We start from the raw sequence: 18,264 nt of genomic DNA on the forward strand, positions 1-18,264 counted from the left end.
GTGAATGTAGGGTAATTCGGTAATCCATTTGGGCTAGTCGCAGCCGATGGAAAAATGCAGTTGATGGATCGCTTTTGGGGCAAGATGAATCAGTGCGATCCCGGAATTAAATGCATCGGGCGGGCAGCTCATAGGCTCTACCGCGAGACCTTTTCGGCTGAGTTTTTCGCCGGTATAGATCTGTAGCCAGGGCTGGGTGCTGCGTAAAAATGTAGACATGTTCTGCGTTGGGCTGGTAAGTCTGACCTCCCACTCAGCCGGGGTAGTCGCGGTCTTAACCGCATGATCAAGGCGCGTTTCGCCGAGCAGGCATGATGCGGAAAAATCCCTGCCTGCGGGCAACTCTTCGCTTGCAGGCAGTGTTAATACACAGCTATCGATGCTTTGCAGATTACAAGTCAAATAAGGATGCGCGCCAGCGCCATAAGGGGCTGATTCATCGCCAATGTTTTGCGTACGAATCGATACGTGCAGCCCACTGGCGGCATCTAACCGATAAATCACTTCCGATATCAACGCAAAGGGATAGCCGTAAGAGGGCGGCAGAAAAATCGTTAGCGACGCTTCCGCCGCCGACAGATAATTAATCTGCCAGTCTCGCCAGGCTAACAGACCGTGAATGGCGGTCTGCGAAACCGGGTCGTTAACGGCAAGCTGGAAAACCTTGCCGTTATAGGAGTAGCAGCCATTTGTCACGCGATTGGGCCAGGGAATCAATACTTTCCCCAGATGCGCCATGGGTATTTCTTCCGGTTTATGCGGGATGACCACATGGCGTCCATGATGGATCAGTTCCGCCAGACCTGCGCCAACCGTGACGATTTTCGCCTGGTAATGGCCCGCATTAAGCTGAATAGTTTTTCCACCGCTGTGCATGGCTGCCATCCTCATGACCTATTTCGCGTTGATATCCAGGAGACCCGCCGCGACCGCTGGAGCCAGGCCCGGCGCCAGTGGCAGACGAGGAATGACCAGGCAGTGCAGCAGATGGTAAATATCTTGCTTGCCGTCCCACACTTTGGTGGTCACTTTGTTATCGGCGTCCAGCTCTTGCCACCAGGAACCATTTTCATAGTCCATCAGGTACTTAATGCAGTAGTCCCACCATTTCTGATACCACTCTTCATACTGGCTATCGCCCGTCAGGGTGTAGAGGGCGTAGGCCGTACCCATCGCTTCCACAATCGGCCAGCGCACGCGTTCACGTACGATAGGTTTACCGTCCCAGTCGACTGAGTAGACAAAGCCGTCTGCGCCATCTGGCGCCCAGGCGTCGCGGATAGTGGCATGGAACAGACCTTTCGCATCCTCCAGCAGCCAGGCGGGTGGCGTTTCGAAGCGGGCCTCCAGCGCAGCATGGAGATGGAGCATCAGACGGCCCCACTCAATCCAGTGACCTGGCGTACCGCCGTAGGCGCGGAAACGGTGGGCAGGATTATCTTTGTTGTAGTCGCGGATAGGGTTCCACTGTGAATCGAAGTGCTCATTGACGCGGTAATCACCGTTGCGCGCCACATCATGAATAATTACCGACGCGATACGCAGCGCGCGATCCAGCCATTTTTTGTCATGGGTAACGTCATAAACAATCAGGAACGCTTCGACGGCGTGCATATTGGCGTTGCCGCCACGGTAGTCTTCGGTTTTGCTAAAGGCTTCGTCCCAGGACTCCAGGCACATCTGCTCTTCTTCACTCCAGAAGTATTTCTCAATCACTTCTATGGTGTAATCCAGCAATTTCCTGGCTTCAGGATGCCCGGTCGTGACGGCGCTGGCCGCGCCCAGCAAGGCGAAGAAGTGTTGATAACCCTGTTTAGAGGCATCTACCACGCCCTGATCGTTAACGCAGGCATACCAGCCGCCGTATTTTTTGTCGCGCAGTGCGCCGTTCATGGCTTTGATGCCATGATCGACCAGATCATAAGCGCCCGGTCGGCCCATCGACGCCGCCACGGAATAAACGTGCAGCATACGCGCCGTGATCCAAAGATGGGTGCCCATCTCTTCTTTGATTTGCCCTTTATTTCCCAGCCAGCCGAAGCCTGTCGGCACCGCGGCGTTTTTACCGAAATTAAAGATGCGGTCGGTTTCCTGCTCCAGCCAGCGGTTGTGGCTCAACGTGTTAAACCATTTCATTCTTTCATCCTCGTATTAACGACGTTTCGCCATCATTTCATCGACGATCTCGCCCAGACGTTGCAACTTAGGCGCGGAAACATCACGTAGCATCATCTCGGTATCCGGTAGACCAATCACTGATGACCAGACCGCGCGTCCCGCCAGGAACCCGGATGCGCCAGCTTCCATGGCGACCCTGACCGCGCGAGGGAACAGTTTTTCGTCCACACCGGAAGAGAGGATGACCCACGGCATATTGATATGCCCATTCAGGCGTTGTGAGGCGGTAAGAAGATCGGAACGCGCGCCTTTGCCGTAGAGCGGCATTTCAACTTTGTAAAGATCGGCGCCGCTGTCGCCCAGCTCTTTGGCCGCATCGATAATCGCCTGCTCGCGATCGAACTTGTCGCCGCAGCGCGGCGGACGTACAACCGGTTCGATAATGCTCAGCAAACCATTGGAGTGACATAATTCATTGAATTCTTTGACCATATCCAGACGCTGCTGCGCGTCTTCGTCGCTGCGCCACAGCACCAACAGTTTTAAGGCTTTCGCGCCATCCCGTTTTACCGCCTGCGCATTAATTTTTTTATCAATGATCACGTTATCAACGGGAATACCGTTGCCCGGGATGAAATCATCCGCCGCGACGATCATGGCGCAGTTTTTAGCGACCGCGTTTTGTTCTACGGCCTGGCGATAACAGAACTGCTGATCCAGCAGAACGGCAGAGGCATACGGGGAAAGAATTTTCGCCGCATTCACTTTGAAATCCGTCAGCACGCTATCGGCAACGGGTGTTTTCGCACCAGCAGCAGCAAACATTAAACGCATCGCCTCGCGCTGATCGACAGCCAGCATGGCAAACCCGCCGGACGCTCGCGTAATGTCTTTGATGGTGTAGTTGTTCATTCAATTTTCCTTTATACAGTCGTTACTTTTTTACGTTGGCGGTCAGCCCGGCGCTGATGCGCACCTGTTCCAGGATGGCGCTCCAGTCTTCCCGACCGCGGCCTGCGGCCCGCGCCAGGTTATAAACTTCACGGGAGGCGGCGCCGAGCGGCATCGGTACGTGCAGTTGATTGGCGACATCCAACGCGATGCCAAGATCTTTGTGCGCCAGATCGATCATGAAGGCGGGAGACAGATCTCCTTTCATCACTTTATTCGGCCAGGTGGTGGTGAAATGCCCTTTGCCTGCGGCAGTGCCGCTCATCACTTTTAAAGCCACGTCGAAGGAAAGCCCCAGCGCTTCACACAGCACGGCGGCTTCGGCGGAGAGCGCATTTAGCGCAATACTCATGTAGTTGTTGATCAGTTTTACGCGAATACCCATTCCCGGGCCGCCGGTGTTGACCAGCTCATTACCCATCGCCATCAGAACAGGGGTAGCGCGCTCTACTTGCTCCGCCGTACCGCCTGCCAGCAGCAACAATGTGCCGGTAATCGCGTTGTCGGATGTCCGGCCTACCGGCACATCCATCATGCTGAACCCTTTGCTCTGCATGTCGGCAATCAGCTTATCGGTTTGCAACGGATGAATAGTGGACATATCAATGACCAGCGCTTCACGGGAAAGAGTTTCACAAACGCCTTGCTCGCCAAACAAAACGGAACGAACCAGATCGCCGTTCGGGAGCATGGTGATAACAAATTCAGCGCCGATGGTTGCCTGAGCCGGGCTGCTTGCAGGTTGCGCGCCTTTGTCTACCAGACGCTGTACGGCGTCGGGATTAACATCGAAGACGCTGAGTTGATGGCCCTGCTTTAGCAGATTGCTCGCCATAGGGGAGCCCATCTGTCCCAACCCGATAAATGCTATAACTGCCATATCGTTCTCCTGAACACGGCGGTGTCATTTTTTGTCATTAATGAGCCTTTTTCTGTCTGTTTGTGATCGTATTTGTAATTTATAGTCAAAAAATTGACAGCCGTCACTTTTTAAACATTTCGTGAAATTAAAATGAGCACATCGAAAATGCTTGAGGAATGACCATGGTTCGTATTGCTTGTGTAGGTATTACCGTGATGGATCGCATCTATTACGTGGAAGGATTACCGACAGAAGGGGGTAAATATGTGGCGAAGCGCTATACGGAAGTGGGCGGCGGGCCTGCGGCGACCGCTGCCGTGGCTGCGGCGAAATTGGGCGCGCAGGTGGACTTTATTGGCCGTGTGGGCGATGACGACACCGGAAACAGCCTGCTGGCGGAACTGGAATCCCTGGGGGTAAATACCCGCTATACCCGCCGCTACACGCAGGCCATGTCGTCGCAGTCAGCGATTATGGTGGATGCCAAAGGAGAGCGGATTATCGTTAATTATCCCAGCCCGGATTTATTACCTGACGCCGACTGGCTTAACGACATCGATTTTTCGCAGTGGGATGTGGTGTTGGCGGATGTGCGCTGGCATGACGGCGCAAAACAGGCGTTTACGCTGGCGCGTCAGGCTGGCGTCATGACTGTTCTTGATGGCGATATTACGCCACAGGATATTAGCGAGCTGGTGGCGTTAAGCGACCACGCCGCCTTCTCCGAGCCAGGGCTGGCACGCCTGACGGGGATGAGCGAAGCCATTGATGCGCTAAAAAAAGCACAAATGCTCACAAATGGACATGTCTATGTCACGCGAGGCAGTGAAGGCTGCAACTGGTTGGAAAAAGCGGCGGTACGCCACCAACCGGGTTTTACCGTGGAGGTGGTGGATACTACCGGCGCGGGCGATGTTTTTCATGGCGCACTGGCATTTGGCCTGGCAAGCGGATACGCCATCGAAGAGGCTGTCAGATTCGCCAGCGGCGTTGCCGCGCTGAAGTGTACGCGCCCAGGTGGCCGGGCGGGTATCCCTGATTGTGAGCAAACCCGATCTTTCTTGTCACTTTTTGTATAATATGAGCAGTAGGAAGCTTTTAGAGGAATGCTCATGAGTCTTACCGAACTGACCGGTAATCCGCGACATGATCGGCTGTTAATGCTTATTGATGAGCGCGGCTATATGAATATCGATGAGTTAGCCAGTTTGTTGGAGGTCTCTACCCAGACGGTTCGCCGCGATATTCGTAAATTAAGCGAGCAGGGGCTGATTACGCGTCATCACGGCGGCGCTGGCAGAGCGTCCAGTGTGGTCAATACCGCCTTTGAGCAGCGAGAGGTCTCCTGGACGCAAGAGAAAAAAGCCATTGCAGAAGCCGTGGCTGACTATATTCCGGATGGCTCCACGATATTTATCACGATTGGAACGACGGTTGAGCAGGTGGCGCGCGCGCTGCTCAACCATAATCATCTGCGCATTATCACCAATAGCCTGCGCGTCGCGCACATTCTTTATAATAACCCTCGCTTTGAAGTGATGGTGCCTGGCGGCACGCTGCGCCCGCATAATAGCGGCATTATCGGGCCATCCGCGGCGGCGTTTGTGGCGGGGTTCCGGGCGGACTATCTCGTCACCAGCGTAGGCGCGATAGAGAGCGATGGCGCGTTACTGGAGTTTGATGTCAACGAAGCCAGCGTAGTGAAAACCATGATGGCCCACTCGCGACATATTCTGCTGGCCGCCGATCATACGAAATACCATGCTTCTGCGGCGGTTGAGATCGGCAATGTGTCACAGATTACCGCTCTGTTTACGGACGAGTATCCCGGTCCGGCATTACAGAATTTACTTCAATCCCAGCAAATCGAAGTGGTTCAGGTGAGTCCTTCGCTGGACGACGCCGTTTCAGCGTGACAAGCGCCCTTGCGCCGGATGGCCGCGTCAGCGCTTTATCCGGCCAATAAAACGGCGCTGTGATGCAGGCGATATTGAACATCGTCTGCGTTTCTATTGTCTTTTTGTTAATTGATTTATAAAGGGATACATAGTCAAACTTCTCCTTTCCCGCTACAGTTATTCATCCCCGGTTAGCAAGGAGAATGACATGCTCTACATCTTTGATTTAGGTAATGTGATTGTCGACATCGACTTTAACCGCGTATTAGGTGTGTGGAGCGACCTGAGTCGAGTACCGCTGGCTTCGCTGAAGCAAAAATTTACGATGGGCGAGACTTTTCACCAACATGAACGCGGTGAGATAACGGACGAAGCGTTTGCTGAAGCTTTCTGTCATGAAATGGCGTTATCGCTCAGTTATGAACAATTCGCGCACGGCTGGCAGGCGGTATTTGTCGGATTACGGCCCGAAGTGATTGCTATCATGCATAAACTGCGCGAGCAGGGGCATCGCGTGGTGGTGCTATCCAATACTAACCGACTGCATACCCACTTCTGGCCGGAGGAATACCCGGAGGTGCGCGCTGCCGCCGACCATATCTATTTATCGCAGGACTTGGGAATGCGTAAGCCGGAAGCGCGTATTTATCAGCACGTCCTGCAGAAAGAAGGTTTTTCCGCTGCCGATGCGGTCTTTTTCGACGACAATGCCGATAATATAGAAGGGGCCAACCAGTTGGGGATCACCAGCATTCTGGTGAAGGATAAAGCCACCATCCCTGACTATTTCGCGAAGCTGTTATGCTAAAAACCGTTCACCAAAAAGCTGGACGCCATACGCGCCCTGTTCGGGCCTGGCTCAAGCTATTATGGCAGCGTATCGATGAGGATAATATGACGACTCTGGCGGGAAACCTCGCCTATGTCTCATTACTCTCCTTAGTACCGCTTATTGCCGTCGTTTTTGCCCTTTTCGCTGCTTTTCCGATGTTTTCTGATGTCAGCATTCAGTTACGCCATTTTATTTTTGCTAACTTTATGCCAGCCACCGGAGACGTGATTCAGCGCTATATTGAGCAGTTTGTCGCTAATTCCAACAAAATGACGGCGGTGGGCGCCTGTGGACTGATTGTGACGGCATTGCTGTTGATGTACGCCATTGATAGCGCCTTAAACACTATCTGGCGCAGCAAACGCACACGGCCAAAAGTGTACTCTTTTGCGGTGTACTGGATGATCCTCACGCTCGGCCCGCTTCTCGCTGGCGCCAGCCTGGCGATCAGCTCCTACCTGCTTTCTTTACGCTGGGCCAGCGATCTGAATACGGTCATCGACAATGTATTGCGCATCCTTCCGCTGCTGCTCTCGTGGATCTCATTCTGGTTACTTTACAGTATTGTCCCAACAACTCGCGTACCGAACCGTGACGCCCTTGTCGGCGCGTTTGTCGCAGCGTTGCTGTTCGAGGCCGGAAAGAAAGGTTTCGCGCTTTATATCACCATGTTCCCGTCATATCAGCTCATTTATGGCGTACTGGCAGTGATCCCTATCCTGTTTGTCTGGGTATACTGGACCTGGTGTATAGTCTTGCTTGGCGCAGAAATAACTGTCACTCTCGGGGAATACCGAAAACTCAAACAAGCCGCAGAACAAGAAGAAGCTGACCAACCATGATTGCATTAATTCAACGCGTAACCCGTGCCAGCGTCACCGTGGAGGACGAGGTGACGGGTGAAATCGGCCCAGGACTTTTGGTGTTATTGGGTGTCGAAAAAGAAGATGACGAACAAAAAGCGAATCGTCTGTGCGAGCGCGTGCTGGGATACCGTATCTTCAGCGATGCTGACGGCAAGATGAATCTGAATGTACAACAGGCTGGCGGCAGCGTGCTGGTGGTGTCGCAGTTTACGCTGGCGGCAGATACCGAACGCGGTATGCGGCCAAGCTTTTCCGGCGGGGCTGCGCCGGATCGCGCGCAGGCGCTTTATGAATATTTTGTCGAACGCTGCCGCCAGCAGGCGATAAACACGCAAACCGGACGCTTCGCTGCCGATATGCAGGTTGAGCTGGTTAATGACGGTCCCGTGACATTCTGGCTCCAGGTATGAGTCAGCTTCCGGCGTGGCCGCGGATAACAAGAGAGAGTACGGCTATGTATCACCTTCGAGTTCCGCAAACAGAAGAAGAATTAGAACGTTACTACCAGTTTCGCTGGGAGATGCTGCGTAAACCGCTGCACCAGCCGAAAGGGTCGGAACGGGATGGCTGGGATGCGTTGGCGCACCATCAAATGGTGGTGGACGAAGAAGGAAATTTAGTTGCAGTGGGCCGCCTGTATATCAATGCAGATAACGAGGCGTCTATCCGTTTTATGGCTGTACATCCCTCGGTACAGGATAAAGGGCTGGGGACATTAATGGCGATGACCCTGGAGTCTGTCGCCCGCCAGGAAGGCGTTAAGCGCGTCACCTGCAGCGCGCGCGAAGATGCGGTTGAGTTCTTTGCCAAACTCGGATTTGTCAATCAGGGGGAGATTACTACGCCCACAACCACGCCAATCCGCCATTTTCTAATGATTAAACCGGTAGCATCGCTGGATGATATCCTGCATCGCGGCGACTGGTGCGGGCAGCTTCAGCAGGCCTGGTATGAGCACATTCCATTGAGTGAAAAGATGGGGGTGCGCATTCAGCAGTACACCGGGCAAAAATTTATCACCACGATGCCGGAAACCGGTAATCAAAATCCGCATCACACGGTGTTTGCCGGCAGCCTGTTCTCCCTGGCGACGCTGACCGGATGGGGACTTATCTGGCTGATGCTCCGTGAACGCCATCTTGGCGGGACGATTATTCTTGCTGACGCCCATATTCGCTACAGTAAACCCATTAGCGGAAAGCCAAACGCCGTGGCTGATTTGGGGTCGCTAAGCGGTGATTTGGACAGGCTGGCGCGGGGTAAAAAAGCGCGTGTCCAGTTGCAGGTTGAACTGTTGGGCGGCGAGACCGCCGGAGCAATTTTCGAAGGCATTTATATCGTACTACCTGCGAAACCGTTCGGCCCGTATGAAGAGGGCGGGAATGAGGAGGAGTAGCTGGACATATCCAACTACTCGATGAAGGCATCCGCTGGTAGTTTAAAGCGTTGTGTAAGCGCTTTAATATGATTAACCGTTAGTGCTCTGCGGCCATTTAAGATGTTGCTGACGTTCGATTTAGAACCAAGTTCGTTGGCAAGATCTGCTGCTTTGAGACCGTATTGATCCATGAGCGTTCGCAATACTGAAACGCCAGGGGGCGTTTTCTCCAGGTGTTGGTTGAGTGCTTTGAATTCCGGCGCATGTTTTTCGTATTCACTGATTCGGGCACAGAGCAATTCAAATAGTGGGTTTTCAAGATCGTCGTGGTCGACCAGAAACTCCACTAGCGCTAGTGCCCTGCGATACTCATTGTCATTTCGGTCTTCCCCCATCAGTGGGACGGTTTTTACCGCATCGCTGAAGGTATCAACGATCTTTTTTGCGCTGGTTGCATCCATCTGGCGATGAGTTCTCATTCTTTATTACCCCGATAGTATGCGGTCAGTTTGTCATATTCGGCATGGGAAACGATATGTTTCACAAATATCTTATGTAACCTGAAATCTATGTAGGAAATGAGTCTCAGGCTGTTACCAGAAACATCAATCACCCACCATTTATCTCTGTGCTTAAAATTATCCAGTGAAGGAATATACCGCTTCATCTCTTCAGGCTGAGTGAATGTTTTTTTCTCCAGAACATTCAGCAACTCAGTGAGAGCAAGCTCATGGTTTGGATACATGAGCATCGCTTCATTGAACGGTTTTCGGCTGATAACATGCACAATGTAGTTCCATTACAAAGTTTTCAACCTGAAAACAATTTAGCGCAACGTTATCCAGTTTTCAAGTTGAAAACAAAATTGAATTTTAGGTCATTTTGCCTGTTGATGGACTTACAACACGCCAGGCCACATCTCGCATGGCGCTTCGTGCCGCCTGGCTCACGCCTCCGAGCTGGAAAAAGCCATGGATGACACCGAGATAGCGCTGGCAAGTGCATTCCACACCCTGTTCCTGGAACCGTTGATACAGGGCCTCGCCCTCATCGCGCAGTGGGTCGAATTCGGCAGTAATGATGTGCGTGGATGGCAGTCCGGCGAAGTCCTCACGCCAGAGCGGGCTGGCTTCAGGATGCTGTGGATCGGTTCGCGGCATATACATCTCGTAGCCTGAAAGCAGCGTGTCACGCGTGATAATGTAATCCAGCCCATTACAGGTGTAGCTCGCAAACCTGGCGGTTGCGTCCAGCATGGGGTAGATCAGAATCAGCTGTGCAGGTTGCCATTGACGGGCAGCTTTCAGGCGTAGCGCGGTGACCAGCGCCAGATGCCCACCCGCGCTGTCACCAGCAAGCGTAATGTTCTCGCGATCTATCCCCAGTTTCTGGGCATATTTCCAGATAGTATTGGCTCCGGTTTCGGCATCGTTATGTGCGGCCGGGAAGGTGTGCTCTGGTGCAAGTCGGTACTGCGCCGCAATCACGCGGCAACGGCTGTAAAAAGCTAACTGCCTTAACTGGTTATCGTGAGTGGCAAAACCGCCGCTGACAAAGCAGCCACCATGATAATAAATGATGCAGGGTAATTTCCCTGTGGCATTGAGCGGCGAAACCACGCGAAACGTCATGGCATTGAGTTCAATATCTTCAACCTGGACGCGGGTTTCAGTTTCTCCTGCCAGTGTCGTGCTGGCGATGTAGCCCGCCCTCCGGTCATCAATATTCTGTTCGCGAGAAGAGGGGCGTCCCGCCGCGATAAATTCCTCCACTAACTGCGCAATCCCGCTTTCCAGTGCCATTTTTCATTGCCTTTATCTGTATGGATATACAGTTTTATAACCCGATTTGGTACGAATGAAAATGGGAAAATTGGGCTGCGAACGATTCTGGAAAGCGGCTCGCAAAAATAAAAATCGTTCGCGTAATAACTATTTTCTCGTCAGTCTCAGGTGTATGTTGTTTGAAAAATAAGCGCGAATGATATACTGGAGGTATATGTGAGTATGATGGCTGGGATGGATATGGGCAGAATTTTACTCGATTTATCAGACGACGTGATTAAACGGCTTGACGATCTCAAGGTGCAACGCAACCTGCCTCGTGCAGAACTCTTGCGGGAGGCCGTTGAGCAGTATCTGGAAAGACAGGATCGGGCTGAGACCACAATTTCGAAAGCATTGGGGCTCTGGCAAGGCTGTGAGGAAGATGGCGTTGAATACCAACGTAAACTTCGTGAGGAATGGTAATGGTCAAAGGGTCTGCGCTTTTTGATACCAATATCCTCATCGACCTGTTTAGCGGTCGAATTGAAGCGAAACATGCGCTGGAAGCGTATCCGCCACAGAATGCGATTAGCCTTATCACATGGATGGAAGTGATGGTGGGTGCTAAGAAATATCATCAGGAAAACCGCACGCGCATTGCATTAAGTGCGTTCAATATTATTGGCGTAACACAGGAAATCGCGGAGCGAAGCGTCATTGTCAGGCAGGAGTATGGCATGAAACTCCCGGATGCGATCATTCTGGCCACTGCACAAGTCCATCGTTGTGAGCTTGTAACGCGTAATACAAAAGACTTTGCCGATATTCCGGGAGTGATCACACCGTATCACTTGTAGACCGGACGGCAAACTTCGCCCGGTCTGAGTAAAAAACTTATTCCCCTTCCCCCGGGAACAGGAACGGGTTGATGGAACTGCGGGCGAACCCTTCCTGCTCCATGCGCGCGTCCAGCACCAGCGAGGCGAGGTCGTCGGCCACGGCTTCCACTTTCGGGTCTTTTTCCTGATAGAGAATCTTCAGGTAAGTCCCGCAATCGCCGCAGCTTTCGGCTTTCACCGCAGCCTGCTCATTTTCCAGTGACCAGTAGTGTAAGTCGCGGCTCTGTTCGCAGTTACTGCATTTTACGCGCACGACATGCCATTCGGTTTCGCACAGGTTACAGTGCAGATAACGCAGCCCCTGCGTGGTGCCGATCTGCACCATGCTGGAGACCGGCATCGAACCGCACACCGGGCAATACTGGCGCGCTTCACCGTATTCCGCGCGGGCTTTGCCTGGAATCAAGCTGGCCATTTGCGCCCAGTAAAGGGAGAGCGCGGCCCAGATAAACGGGGCTTTATCGCTGCTGACGGAGGCAAAATCCGAGGCAAACAGCGCGCTGGCCATCTGCTCCAGCTCCTGCTCTGAGGCTTTCTCCAGGTTCTCAATCACCGCCAGCGCGGGGCCGCTCATCTCGGGTTTTAGCTCGGCAATTAACGAATGCAGCAGTTTTTGCCAGTGCTTATCACGCGGCAACACGTGGATATCCAGCGGCGGCTTGCCCTGGTCGTTCGCTTCTTTAATACGTGCGGTCAGATCCATCTCCAGCGGATGGTCGTACAGCACCACTTCCTGCGCGTGCGCGATAAGCGCGGCAAAGCGCAGGTAATCGCCCAGCGGGTTATTTTCAGCCAGCTCGCGCAGACGTTCGGCGCGGCGGTTGTAGACGTTTTTGAGTCGGGGGAACAATAACGGCGGAATCATATCCGCCGTACGTTTCTCGCTCGACCCCAGCTCATCTTGCGGGATTATGCGAATACTCATTCAGTTTCTTTTTCCGTTGTCTTGCGGACTTCTCGGTACCAGCGTGGGTGATGCTTCTTCGCCCACGACCGGGTTACCCAGCCTTCCACCATCGCGGTAATGGTGCCTTTCACCCAAAGGGCGGCGTAGATATGCACCATGATAACCACAATTAACGCTACTGCGGCAAAAGAATGCAACATTAACGCGAATCGGATCACCGGGATTGAGAAAGCAGGCGCAAAGTACGGACGCCAGATAATTACCCCGCTCACTAGCAGCAGCACCAGGAAGATAATCGCCGCCCAGAATACGCATTTCTGACCGAAGTTATAACGCCCGGTGTCACCCACTTCCTCGTTGACGACGATCTTACGAATATTCTTCGCCCAAAAGATATCATCCCGATTGATTAGATTGTGGTGCCAATAACGGAAAAACATGATGATGAACGAGGCAAACATAACCACGCCCACAAACGGGTGCAGAATTCGCGCCAGTTGTGGGGTGCCCAGGATATGCATCAACCAGTTGAAGGATGGGAATAAAAAGCCCAGCCCGCTCACCGCCGCCAGCACGAAGCAGAAGGCGACGATCCAGTGGTTGATGCGTTCCGGCGCCGTATAGCGCACGATGGTGTCACGTCGTTTCATTTGCGCACCTCGTCTTTCTCTTCATGCAGGTTGTCATCTTCCTCTTCCGCGCGGTTCGGACCGACGCCGACATAGTGGAAGACGCTGGCGGCAAAGGTCGCGGCAAAACCGAACGCGGCGAGCGGTTTCCAGACGCCTTTCCAGAACTTAACGGTTTCGCTGATTTCCGGGTTTTCCGGCAGACCGTGATACAGATTCGGCTTGTCGGCATGATGCAGCACGTACATGACATGCGTACCGCCTACGCCCGCCGGATCGTACAGACCCGCGTTGTCATAACCACGGGTTTTCAGCTCGGCCACGCGCTCGCCCGCCAGTGTTTTCATATCTTCTTTCGAGCCAAAATGAATGGCGCCGGTTGGACAGGTCTTCACGCAGGCCGGTTCTTGCCCCACGGTCACGCGGTCGACGCACAGCGTACATTTATAGACGCGGTTGTCTTCCGGGTTAAGGCGCGGCACGTTGAACGGGCAGCCAGCGATACAGTAGCCGCAGCCGATACACTGCTCGGACTGGAAGTCGACAATACCGTTAGCATACTGAATGATCGCCCCTTCCGCCGGACATGCCTTCAGGCAGCCGGGATCGGCGCAGTGCATACAGCCATCCTTACGGATCAGCCACTCCAGTTTGTCGTTCTGTTCCACTTCCGAGAAGCGCATCACCGTCCAGGATTTCGCGGTCAAATCAGCCGGGTTGTCATACACCCCGACGTTATTGCCCACTTCATCACGGATGTCGTTCCACTCGGAGCACGCCACCTGACACGCTTTACAGCCGATACAGGTGGTGACGTCGATGAGTTTCGCCACCTCTTCCTGGTGGTCTCGCGCCTGGGGCGCGGGGGTGAAACCGTTAGTGGCGGAACGACGAATGATGTCTTGCGATTGATAAGCCATAGGTCGTCTCCGTTACACCTTTTCCACGTTCACAAGGAAGGATTTAAACTCCGGCGTTTGCGTGTTCGCATCACCGACGAAAGGCGTTAACGTATTGGCGATAAAGCCTTTTTTCGCCACGCCTTCGTAGCCCCAGTGAATAGGAATACCGATGGTATCGATATCCTTGCCGTCCGCTTTCAGCGTGCGAATACGCTTGGTCACCACCGCTTTGGCTTTGATATAGCCGCGGTTTGAGGAGACCTTCACGGTATCGCCATGCGCGATACCGAGCTTATTCGCCAGCTTCTCGCCAATTTCCACAAACTGTTCCGGCTGGGCGATAGCGTTAAGCAACGCGTGCTTGGTCCAGTAGTGGAAGTGCTCGGTCAGACGGTAAGTGGTTCCGACATACGGGAACTTATCCGCTTTACCCAGCGCGTCGGCATCGTCTTTAAAGATACGGGCGGCAGGGTTAGAGATAACGTTCGGGTGCAGCGGGTTAGTGCCCAGCGGCGTTTCAAACGGCTCGTAGTGTTCCGGGAACGGCCCTTCCGCCATCTTATCGATAGCAAACAGGCGACCCATCCCTTCCGACTGCATGATAAACGGTCCGACGTCGCTGCCGGGCGCGGCAGCGCTGTAGTCCGGAATATCCCATCCGGCCCATTTTCCGCCTTCCCATTTCAGTAGCTGACGTTTCGGGTCCCAGGGATTACCCTGCGGATCGGCGGAGGCGCGGTTATAGAGGATGCGGCGGTTAAGCGGCCATGCCCATGCCCAGCCCAGCGTGTTGCCGAGACCAGACGGGTCGGCGTTATCACGACGCGCCATCATGTTGCCTTCCGGCGTCCAGCTACCGGCGAAAATCCAGCAGCCGCTGGACGTCGTACCGTCATCGCGCAGTTGCGCGAACGAACTGAGTTGTTGGCCTTTCTTCACCACCACCGCGCCGGTTGCCGGATCGATAAGATCGGCCAGCGCTTTACCGTTACTTTCCATCGCCACTTCTTCAGAGGCGGGTTCGTATGGTTTGGTGTAGTTCCAGGTCATATTCAGCACCTGTTCCGGGTTGGCGCCGCCCTGTTCAGAGTACATCTTACGCAGGCGTAAGAAGATACCGGCGAGGATTTCGCCGTCGGTCATGGCAATTCCCGGGGCGTCCGCGCCCTTCCAGTGCCACTGTAACCAACGACCGGAGTTAACGATGGAACCATTTTCCTCGGCAAAACAGGTGGAAGGCAGACGGAACACTTCGGTCTGGATTTTTGCGGGATCAACGTCGTTCGACTCACCGTGGTTTTGCCAGAAGGTGGACGTTTCGGTGTTGAGCGGATCGATAGTCACCAGGTACTTCAGTTTGGAAAGCGACGCGACCACTTTGTTTTTGTTCGGGAATGAGGCCACCGGGTTAAAGCCCTGGCAGATATAGCCGTTGACCTTGCCCTGTTTCATCATCTCGAAGTACTGCAGTACATCGTACCCTTTGTCCCACTTCGGTAGCCAGTCGAAGCCCCAGCTATTTTCCGCTGTCGCTTTATCACCAAAGAAGGCCTTCATCATTGAGACGAAGAATTTCGGATAGTTGCCCCAGTAGTTGACCTGATCCTTCAACAATGGCTTCGGCGTATTGGCAGCCAGATAGGTTTGCAGGTCGGTCTGTTTTTCGCTCGGCAGCGTCAGGTAGCCCGGCAGACTTTGCGACAGCAGTCCTAAGTCGGTCAGTCCCTGAATGTTGGAGTGACCGCGCAGGGCGTTAACGCCGCCGCCCGCCATTCCCATGTTACCGAGCAGAAGCTGGATCATTGCCATAGTACGGATGTTCTGCGCGCCGATGGAATGCTGCGTCCAGCCCAGCGCGTACAGGAACGACGCGGTTTTATCTTTTGCGCTGGTTTCTGCAATGTACTCGCACACTTTCAGGAAGTCCGCTTTCGGCGTACCGCAGATATTTTCTACCACGTCCGGCGTATAGCGTGAGACATGCTGTTTCAACAGATTCCAGACACAGCGCGGGTGTTGCAGTGTCGTATCGCGTTTGGCAAAACCGTTTTCGTCCAGCTCATAGTGCCAACTGGTTTTATCGTACTGCCGCTTGTCGGCGTCATAGCCGGTGAACAGACCATCATCGAAGCCAAAATCTTCACGCACGATCAGGCTGGCATTGGTATAGGCCTCGGTGTATTCACGGTTGTATTTTTCGTTGGTCAGCAGATACAGCATCACGCCTGACAAGAAGGCAATGTCAGTACCAGAGCGTATTGGCGCATAGAAATCGGCCACCGACGCGGTACGCGTAAAGCGCGGATCGATCACAATCAGCTTCGCGCCGTTGTGAATTTTGGCTTCCATCGCCCAGCGGAACCCGACCGGGTGAGCTTCTGCGGCGTTACCGCCCATCACCACGACGAGGTTGGCGTTCTTGATGTCGACCCAGTGGTTGGTCATCGCACCGCGACCAAATGTTGGAGCAAGACTTGCTACCGTTGGTCCGTGTCAGACACGCGCCTGGTTGTCGACCGCGAGCATACCCAGCGCGCGGGAGAATTTTTGCGTTAAATAACCCGTCTCGTTACTGGATGCGGAAGCGCACAGCATCCCGGTGGTGAGCCAGCGGTTAACGGTAACGCCTTCGGCGTTCTGCGCCTGATAGTTGGCGTCGCGATCTTCCTTCATCAGTTTAGCGATGCGGTCAAACGCTTCTTCCCAACTGATCTGTTGCCACTTATCTGAACCCGGCGCGCGGTATTGCGGGAATTTCAGGCGGCTTTCAGAGTGGATAAAGTCCACCAGACCGGCCCCTTTCGGGCACAGCGCGCCACGGCTTACCGGATGATCCGGGTCCCCTTCGATATGGAAAATAGATGCTTTGGCGTTTTTCGCACCGTCGCCGAGGCTGTACATCAACAGCCCGCAGCCAACGGAACAGTAGGTGCAGGTGTTACGGGTTTCGCGGGTGCGCAGCAGTTTATATTGCCGTGTTTCCGCTAGCGCTACGCCGGGCGCGAAGCCCAGTGCCGCCGCCGTGGTGCCTGCCATACCGCCAGTGCAGATCTTAAAGAACTGCCTTCTGCTGACCTGCATGGTTTGCTCCTTGTTTCGACATTGTCACTTCTCTTTCACATTTCTCTATCCGAAACGCTCAGGGAGTGGTTGTTATTTTTCTTTGCGGACGGGCCCGCAAAGGTTCAGAATTGGATAAATTTTCCTCCATCCGGGAGGAGTTGTAACAGAATACCATAATGTTGGTGTGTGTGTTCTTATATGGTTAAAAGAAAGTGAACAATATACTGTCTGAAGAAGTCCTAAATGTGACTGATTTCACAACCTCACGCCAGTTGACTCTCTGGAAACGCGAGGATTTGCAGTCCCCCCAACTTGATGATGTTGCCGAGGAAGTGCCAGTGGCACTGGTGTATAACGGCATTTCGCATGTCGTTATGATGGCCTCTCCGAAAGATCTGACGCATTTTGCAATGGGGTTTTCTCTGTCGGAAGGGATCATTGACAGCCCGCGTGAAATCTATGGCATGGACGTTGTACCGTCCTGTAACGGACTTGAAGTGCAGATTGATCTTTCCAGCCGTCGATTTATGGGGCTGAAAGCGCGTCGTCGCGCGCTGGCCGGACGCACCGGTTGCGGCGTGTGTGGCGTGGAACAGCTCAATGACATCGGTAAGCCGGTGCAACCGCTGCCGTTTAGCCAAACGTTTAATCTCGGTAACCTTGATCGCGCGTTAAAACATCTGAATGATTTTCAACCGACGGGTAAGCTGACGGGTTGTACGCACGCTGCGGCGTGGGTCATGCCGTCGGGTGAACTGGCGGGGGGCCATGAAGATGTCGGACGCCACGTTGCGCTGGATAAACTGCTCGGTCGCCGCGCCACGGAGGGTGAGGAATGGCGGCAAGGCGCGGCGCTGGTTTCCAGTCGTGCGAGTTACGAAATGGTGCAGAAGTCGGCGATGTGCGGTGTGGAAATTTTGTTTGCGGTTTCTGCTGCCACCACGCTCGCGGTTGACGTCGCTGAACGGTGTAATCTTACGCTGGTGGGGTTCTGTAAGCCGGGTCGGGCGACGATTTATACCCATCCGCAGCGGTTAATCGCAGACTAAAATAGTATCCTCTACATTTGCGTAAAATATATATTTTCTCAATTTTACAGCCTCTCTTGATAACGGAATCACGTATAGTGGCGAGGCCATACAGGTTTTAATCGTTTTTATGCTGGGCCGCAGCTTATTCCAGCCATTCACGAG

Annotated in this window: 20 protein-coding genes; 9 read left to right on the forward strand and 11 right to left on the reverse strand. The window is 53.6% G+C overall.

Going from position 1 to position 18,264, the window contains the following annotated elements; all coding sequences use genetic code 11:
• Positions 1–33: 33 nt before the first annotated feature.
• Genes ACLJR2_RS14305 through yihU form a run of 4 tightly spaced genes read right to left on the reverse strand, consistent with a single transcriptional unit; the run spans position 34 to position 3,949 of the window.
• Complete coding sequence (locus tag ACLJR2_RS14305; RefSeq protein WP_024134189.1) at positions 34–891, reverse strand: aldose-1-epimerase; 858 nt, start codon at positions 889–891, stop codon at positions 34–36.
• A 3-nt stretch (positions 892–894) separates the two neighbouring features.
• Entirely contained in the window at positions 895–2,136 is a 1,242-nt protein-coding gene (gene yihS / locus ACLJR2_RS14310; RefSeq protein ID WP_000870934.1) for a sulfoquinovose isomerase, read from the reverse strand.
• A 15-nt stretch (positions 2,137–2,151) separates the two neighbouring features.
• On the reverse strand, positions 2,152–3,030 hold the full coding sequence (yihT, locus tag ACLJR2_RS14315) for a sulfofructosephosphate aldolase (RefSeq protein ID WP_001067408.1): 879 nt from the start codon (positions 3,028–3,030) through the stop codon (positions 2,152–2,154).
• A 22-nt stretch (positions 3,031–3,052) separates the two neighbouring features.
• Positions 3,053–3,949, reverse strand: a complete 897-nt coding sequence (gene yihU / locus ACLJR2_RS14320) for a sulfolactaldehyde 3-reductase (protein WP_000268248.1) — start codon at positions 3,947–3,949, stop codon at positions 3,053–3,055.
• Between the two features lie 164 nt (positions 3,950–4,113).
• On the opposite strand from yihU, the gene ACLJR2_RS14325 reads away from it, so the two are divergent.
• From ACLJR2_RS14325 to fabY, 6 genes are all read left to right on the forward strand, one after another.
• Positions 4,114–5,010: a sugar kinase gene (locus ACLJR2_RS14325; RefSeq protein WP_001520529.1), complete on the forward strand. Its 897-nt coding sequence runs from the start codon at positions 4,114–4,116 to the stop codon at positions 5,008–5,010.
• Between the two features lie 33 nt (positions 5,011–5,043).
• On the forward strand, positions 5,044–5,847 hold the full coding sequence (locus tag ACLJR2_RS14330) for a DeoR/GlpR family DNA-binding transcription regulator (RefSeq protein ID WP_000059693.1): 804 nt from the start codon (positions 5,044–5,046) through the stop codon (positions 5,845–5,847).
• Positions 5,848–6,037: 190 nt separating this feature from the next.
• Complete coding sequence (gene yihX / locus ACLJR2_RS14335; protein WP_000965695.1) at positions 6,038–6,637, forward strand: glucose-1-phosphatase; 600 nt, start codon at positions 6,038–6,040, stop codon at positions 6,635–6,637.
• Positions 6,631–7,503 carry a virulence factor BrkB family protein gene (locus ACLJR2_RS14340; RefSeq protein WP_000921423.1) on the forward strand — a complete coding sequence of 291 codons (873 nt, stop codon included), beginning with the start codon at positions 6,631–6,633 and terminating at the stop codon, positions 7,501–7,503. Before yihX ends, ACLJR2_RS14340 begins: the two co-directional genes overlap by 7 nt.
• Positions 7,500–7,937, forward strand: a complete 438-nt coding sequence (gene dtd, locus ACLJR2_RS14345; protein WP_000560969.1) for a D-aminoacyl-tRNA deacylase — start codon at positions 7,500–7,502, stop codon at positions 7,935–7,937. Before ACLJR2_RS14340 ends, dtd begins: the two co-directional genes overlap by 4 nt.
• Positions 7,938–7,981: 44 nt before the next feature.
• On the forward strand, positions 7,982–8,923 hold the full coding sequence (gene fabY, locus ACLJR2_RS14350) for a fatty acid biosynthesis protein FabY (RefSeq protein WP_001518251.1): 942 nt from the start codon (positions 7,982–7,984) through the stop codon (positions 8,921–8,923).
• Between the two features lie 14 nt (positions 8,924–8,937).
• Here the strand turns inward: fabY and ACLJR2_RS14355 are convergent, their stop codons facing one another.
• The 3 genes from ACLJR2_RS14355 to ACLJR2_RS14365 all read right to left on the reverse strand — a co-directional run bounded on the left by ACLJR2_RS14355 (position 8,938) and on the right by ACLJR2_RS14365 (position 10,707).
• Entirely contained in the window at positions 8,938–9,384 is a 447-nt protein-coding gene (locus tag ACLJR2_RS14355; protein ID WP_001259011.1) for a type II toxin-antitoxin system HigA family antitoxin, read from the reverse strand.
• A complete protein-coding gene (locus ACLJR2_RS14360) occupies positions 9,381–9,692 on the reverse strand; it encodes a type II toxin-antitoxin system HigB family toxin (protein ID WP_000558163.1) in 312 nt (103 codons plus the stop codon). Before ACLJR2_RS14360 ends, ACLJR2_RS14355 begins: the two co-directional genes overlap by 4 nt.
• Before the next feature lie 85 nt (positions 9,693–9,777).
• Positions 9,778–10,707, reverse strand: coding sequence for an alpha/beta hydrolase (locus ACLJR2_RS14365; protein WP_001162862.1), 930 nt, complete (start codon positions 10,705–10,707; stop codon positions 9,778–9,780).
• 204 nt (positions 10,708–10,911) lie between these two features.
• Here ACLJR2_RS14365 and ACLJR2_RS14370 point away from each other — a divergent pair, with 204 nt between their 5' ends.
• Positions 10,912–11,154: a CopG family transcriptional regulator gene (locus ACLJR2_RS14370; protein ID WP_001523745.1), complete on the forward strand. Its 243-nt coding sequence runs from the start codon at positions 10,912–10,914 to the stop codon at positions 11,152–11,154.
• On the forward strand, positions 11,154–11,528 hold the full coding sequence (locus ACLJR2_RS14375; RefSeq protein ID WP_000238494.1) for a type II toxin-antitoxin system VapC family toxin: 375 nt from the start codon (positions 11,154–11,156) through the stop codon (positions 11,526–11,528). Before ACLJR2_RS14370 ends, ACLJR2_RS14375 begins: the two co-directional genes overlap by 1 nt.
• A gap of 37 nt (positions 11,529–11,565) precedes the next feature.
• Here the strand turns inward: ACLJR2_RS14375 and fdhE are convergent, their stop codons facing one another.
• Genes fdhE through fdnG form a run of 4 tightly spaced genes read right to left on the reverse strand, consistent with a single transcriptional unit; the run spans position 11,566 to position 17,089 of the window.
• A complete protein-coding gene (gene fdhE, locus ACLJR2_RS14380) occupies positions 11,566–12,495 on the reverse strand; it encodes a formate dehydrogenase accessory protein FdhE (RefSeq protein WP_000027730.1) in 930 nt (309 codons plus the stop codon).
• On the reverse strand, positions 12,492–13,127 hold the full coding sequence (gene fdoI, locus ACLJR2_RS14385) for a formate dehydrogenase cytochrome b556 subunit (RefSeq protein WP_000829025.1): 636 nt from the start codon (positions 13,125–13,127) through the stop codon (positions 12,492–12,494). Before fdoI ends, fdhE begins: the two co-directional genes overlap by 4 nt.
• The gene (fdxH, locus tag ACLJR2_RS14390; RefSeq protein WP_000331361.1) at positions 13,124–14,026 is read right to left on the reverse strand and encodes a formate dehydrogenase subunit beta; all 903 of its coding nucleotides are present in this window, start codon (positions 14,024–14,026) and stop codon (positions 13,124–13,126) included. Before fdxH ends, fdoI begins: the two co-directional genes overlap by 4 nt.
• A gap of 12 nt (positions 14,027–14,038) precedes the next feature.
• Positions 14,039–17,089 carry a formate dehydrogenase-N subunit alpha gene (gene fdnG, locus ACLJR2_RS14395; protein WP_077945116.1) on the reverse strand — a complete coding sequence of 1,017 codons (3,051 nt, stop codon included), beginning with the start codon at positions 17,087–17,089 and terminating at the stop codon, positions 14,039–14,041.
• Between the two features lie 194 nt (positions 17,090–17,283).
• On the opposite strand from fdnG, the gene fdhD reads away from it, so the two are divergent.
• Positions 17,284–18,120, forward strand: coding sequence for a formate dehydrogenase accessory sulfurtransferase FdhD (gene fdhD / locus ACLJR2_RS14400; protein WP_001059743.1), 837 nt, complete (start codon positions 17,284–17,286; stop codon positions 18,118–18,120).
• Positions 18,121–18,264: the final 144 nt, after the last annotated feature.

The organism is Salmonella sp. SAL03688 (assembly GCF_046551895.1).
GTDB classification, from domain to species: domain Bacteria; phylum Pseudomonadota; class Gammaproteobacteria; order Enterobacterales; family Enterobacteriaceae; genus Salmonella; species Salmonella enterica.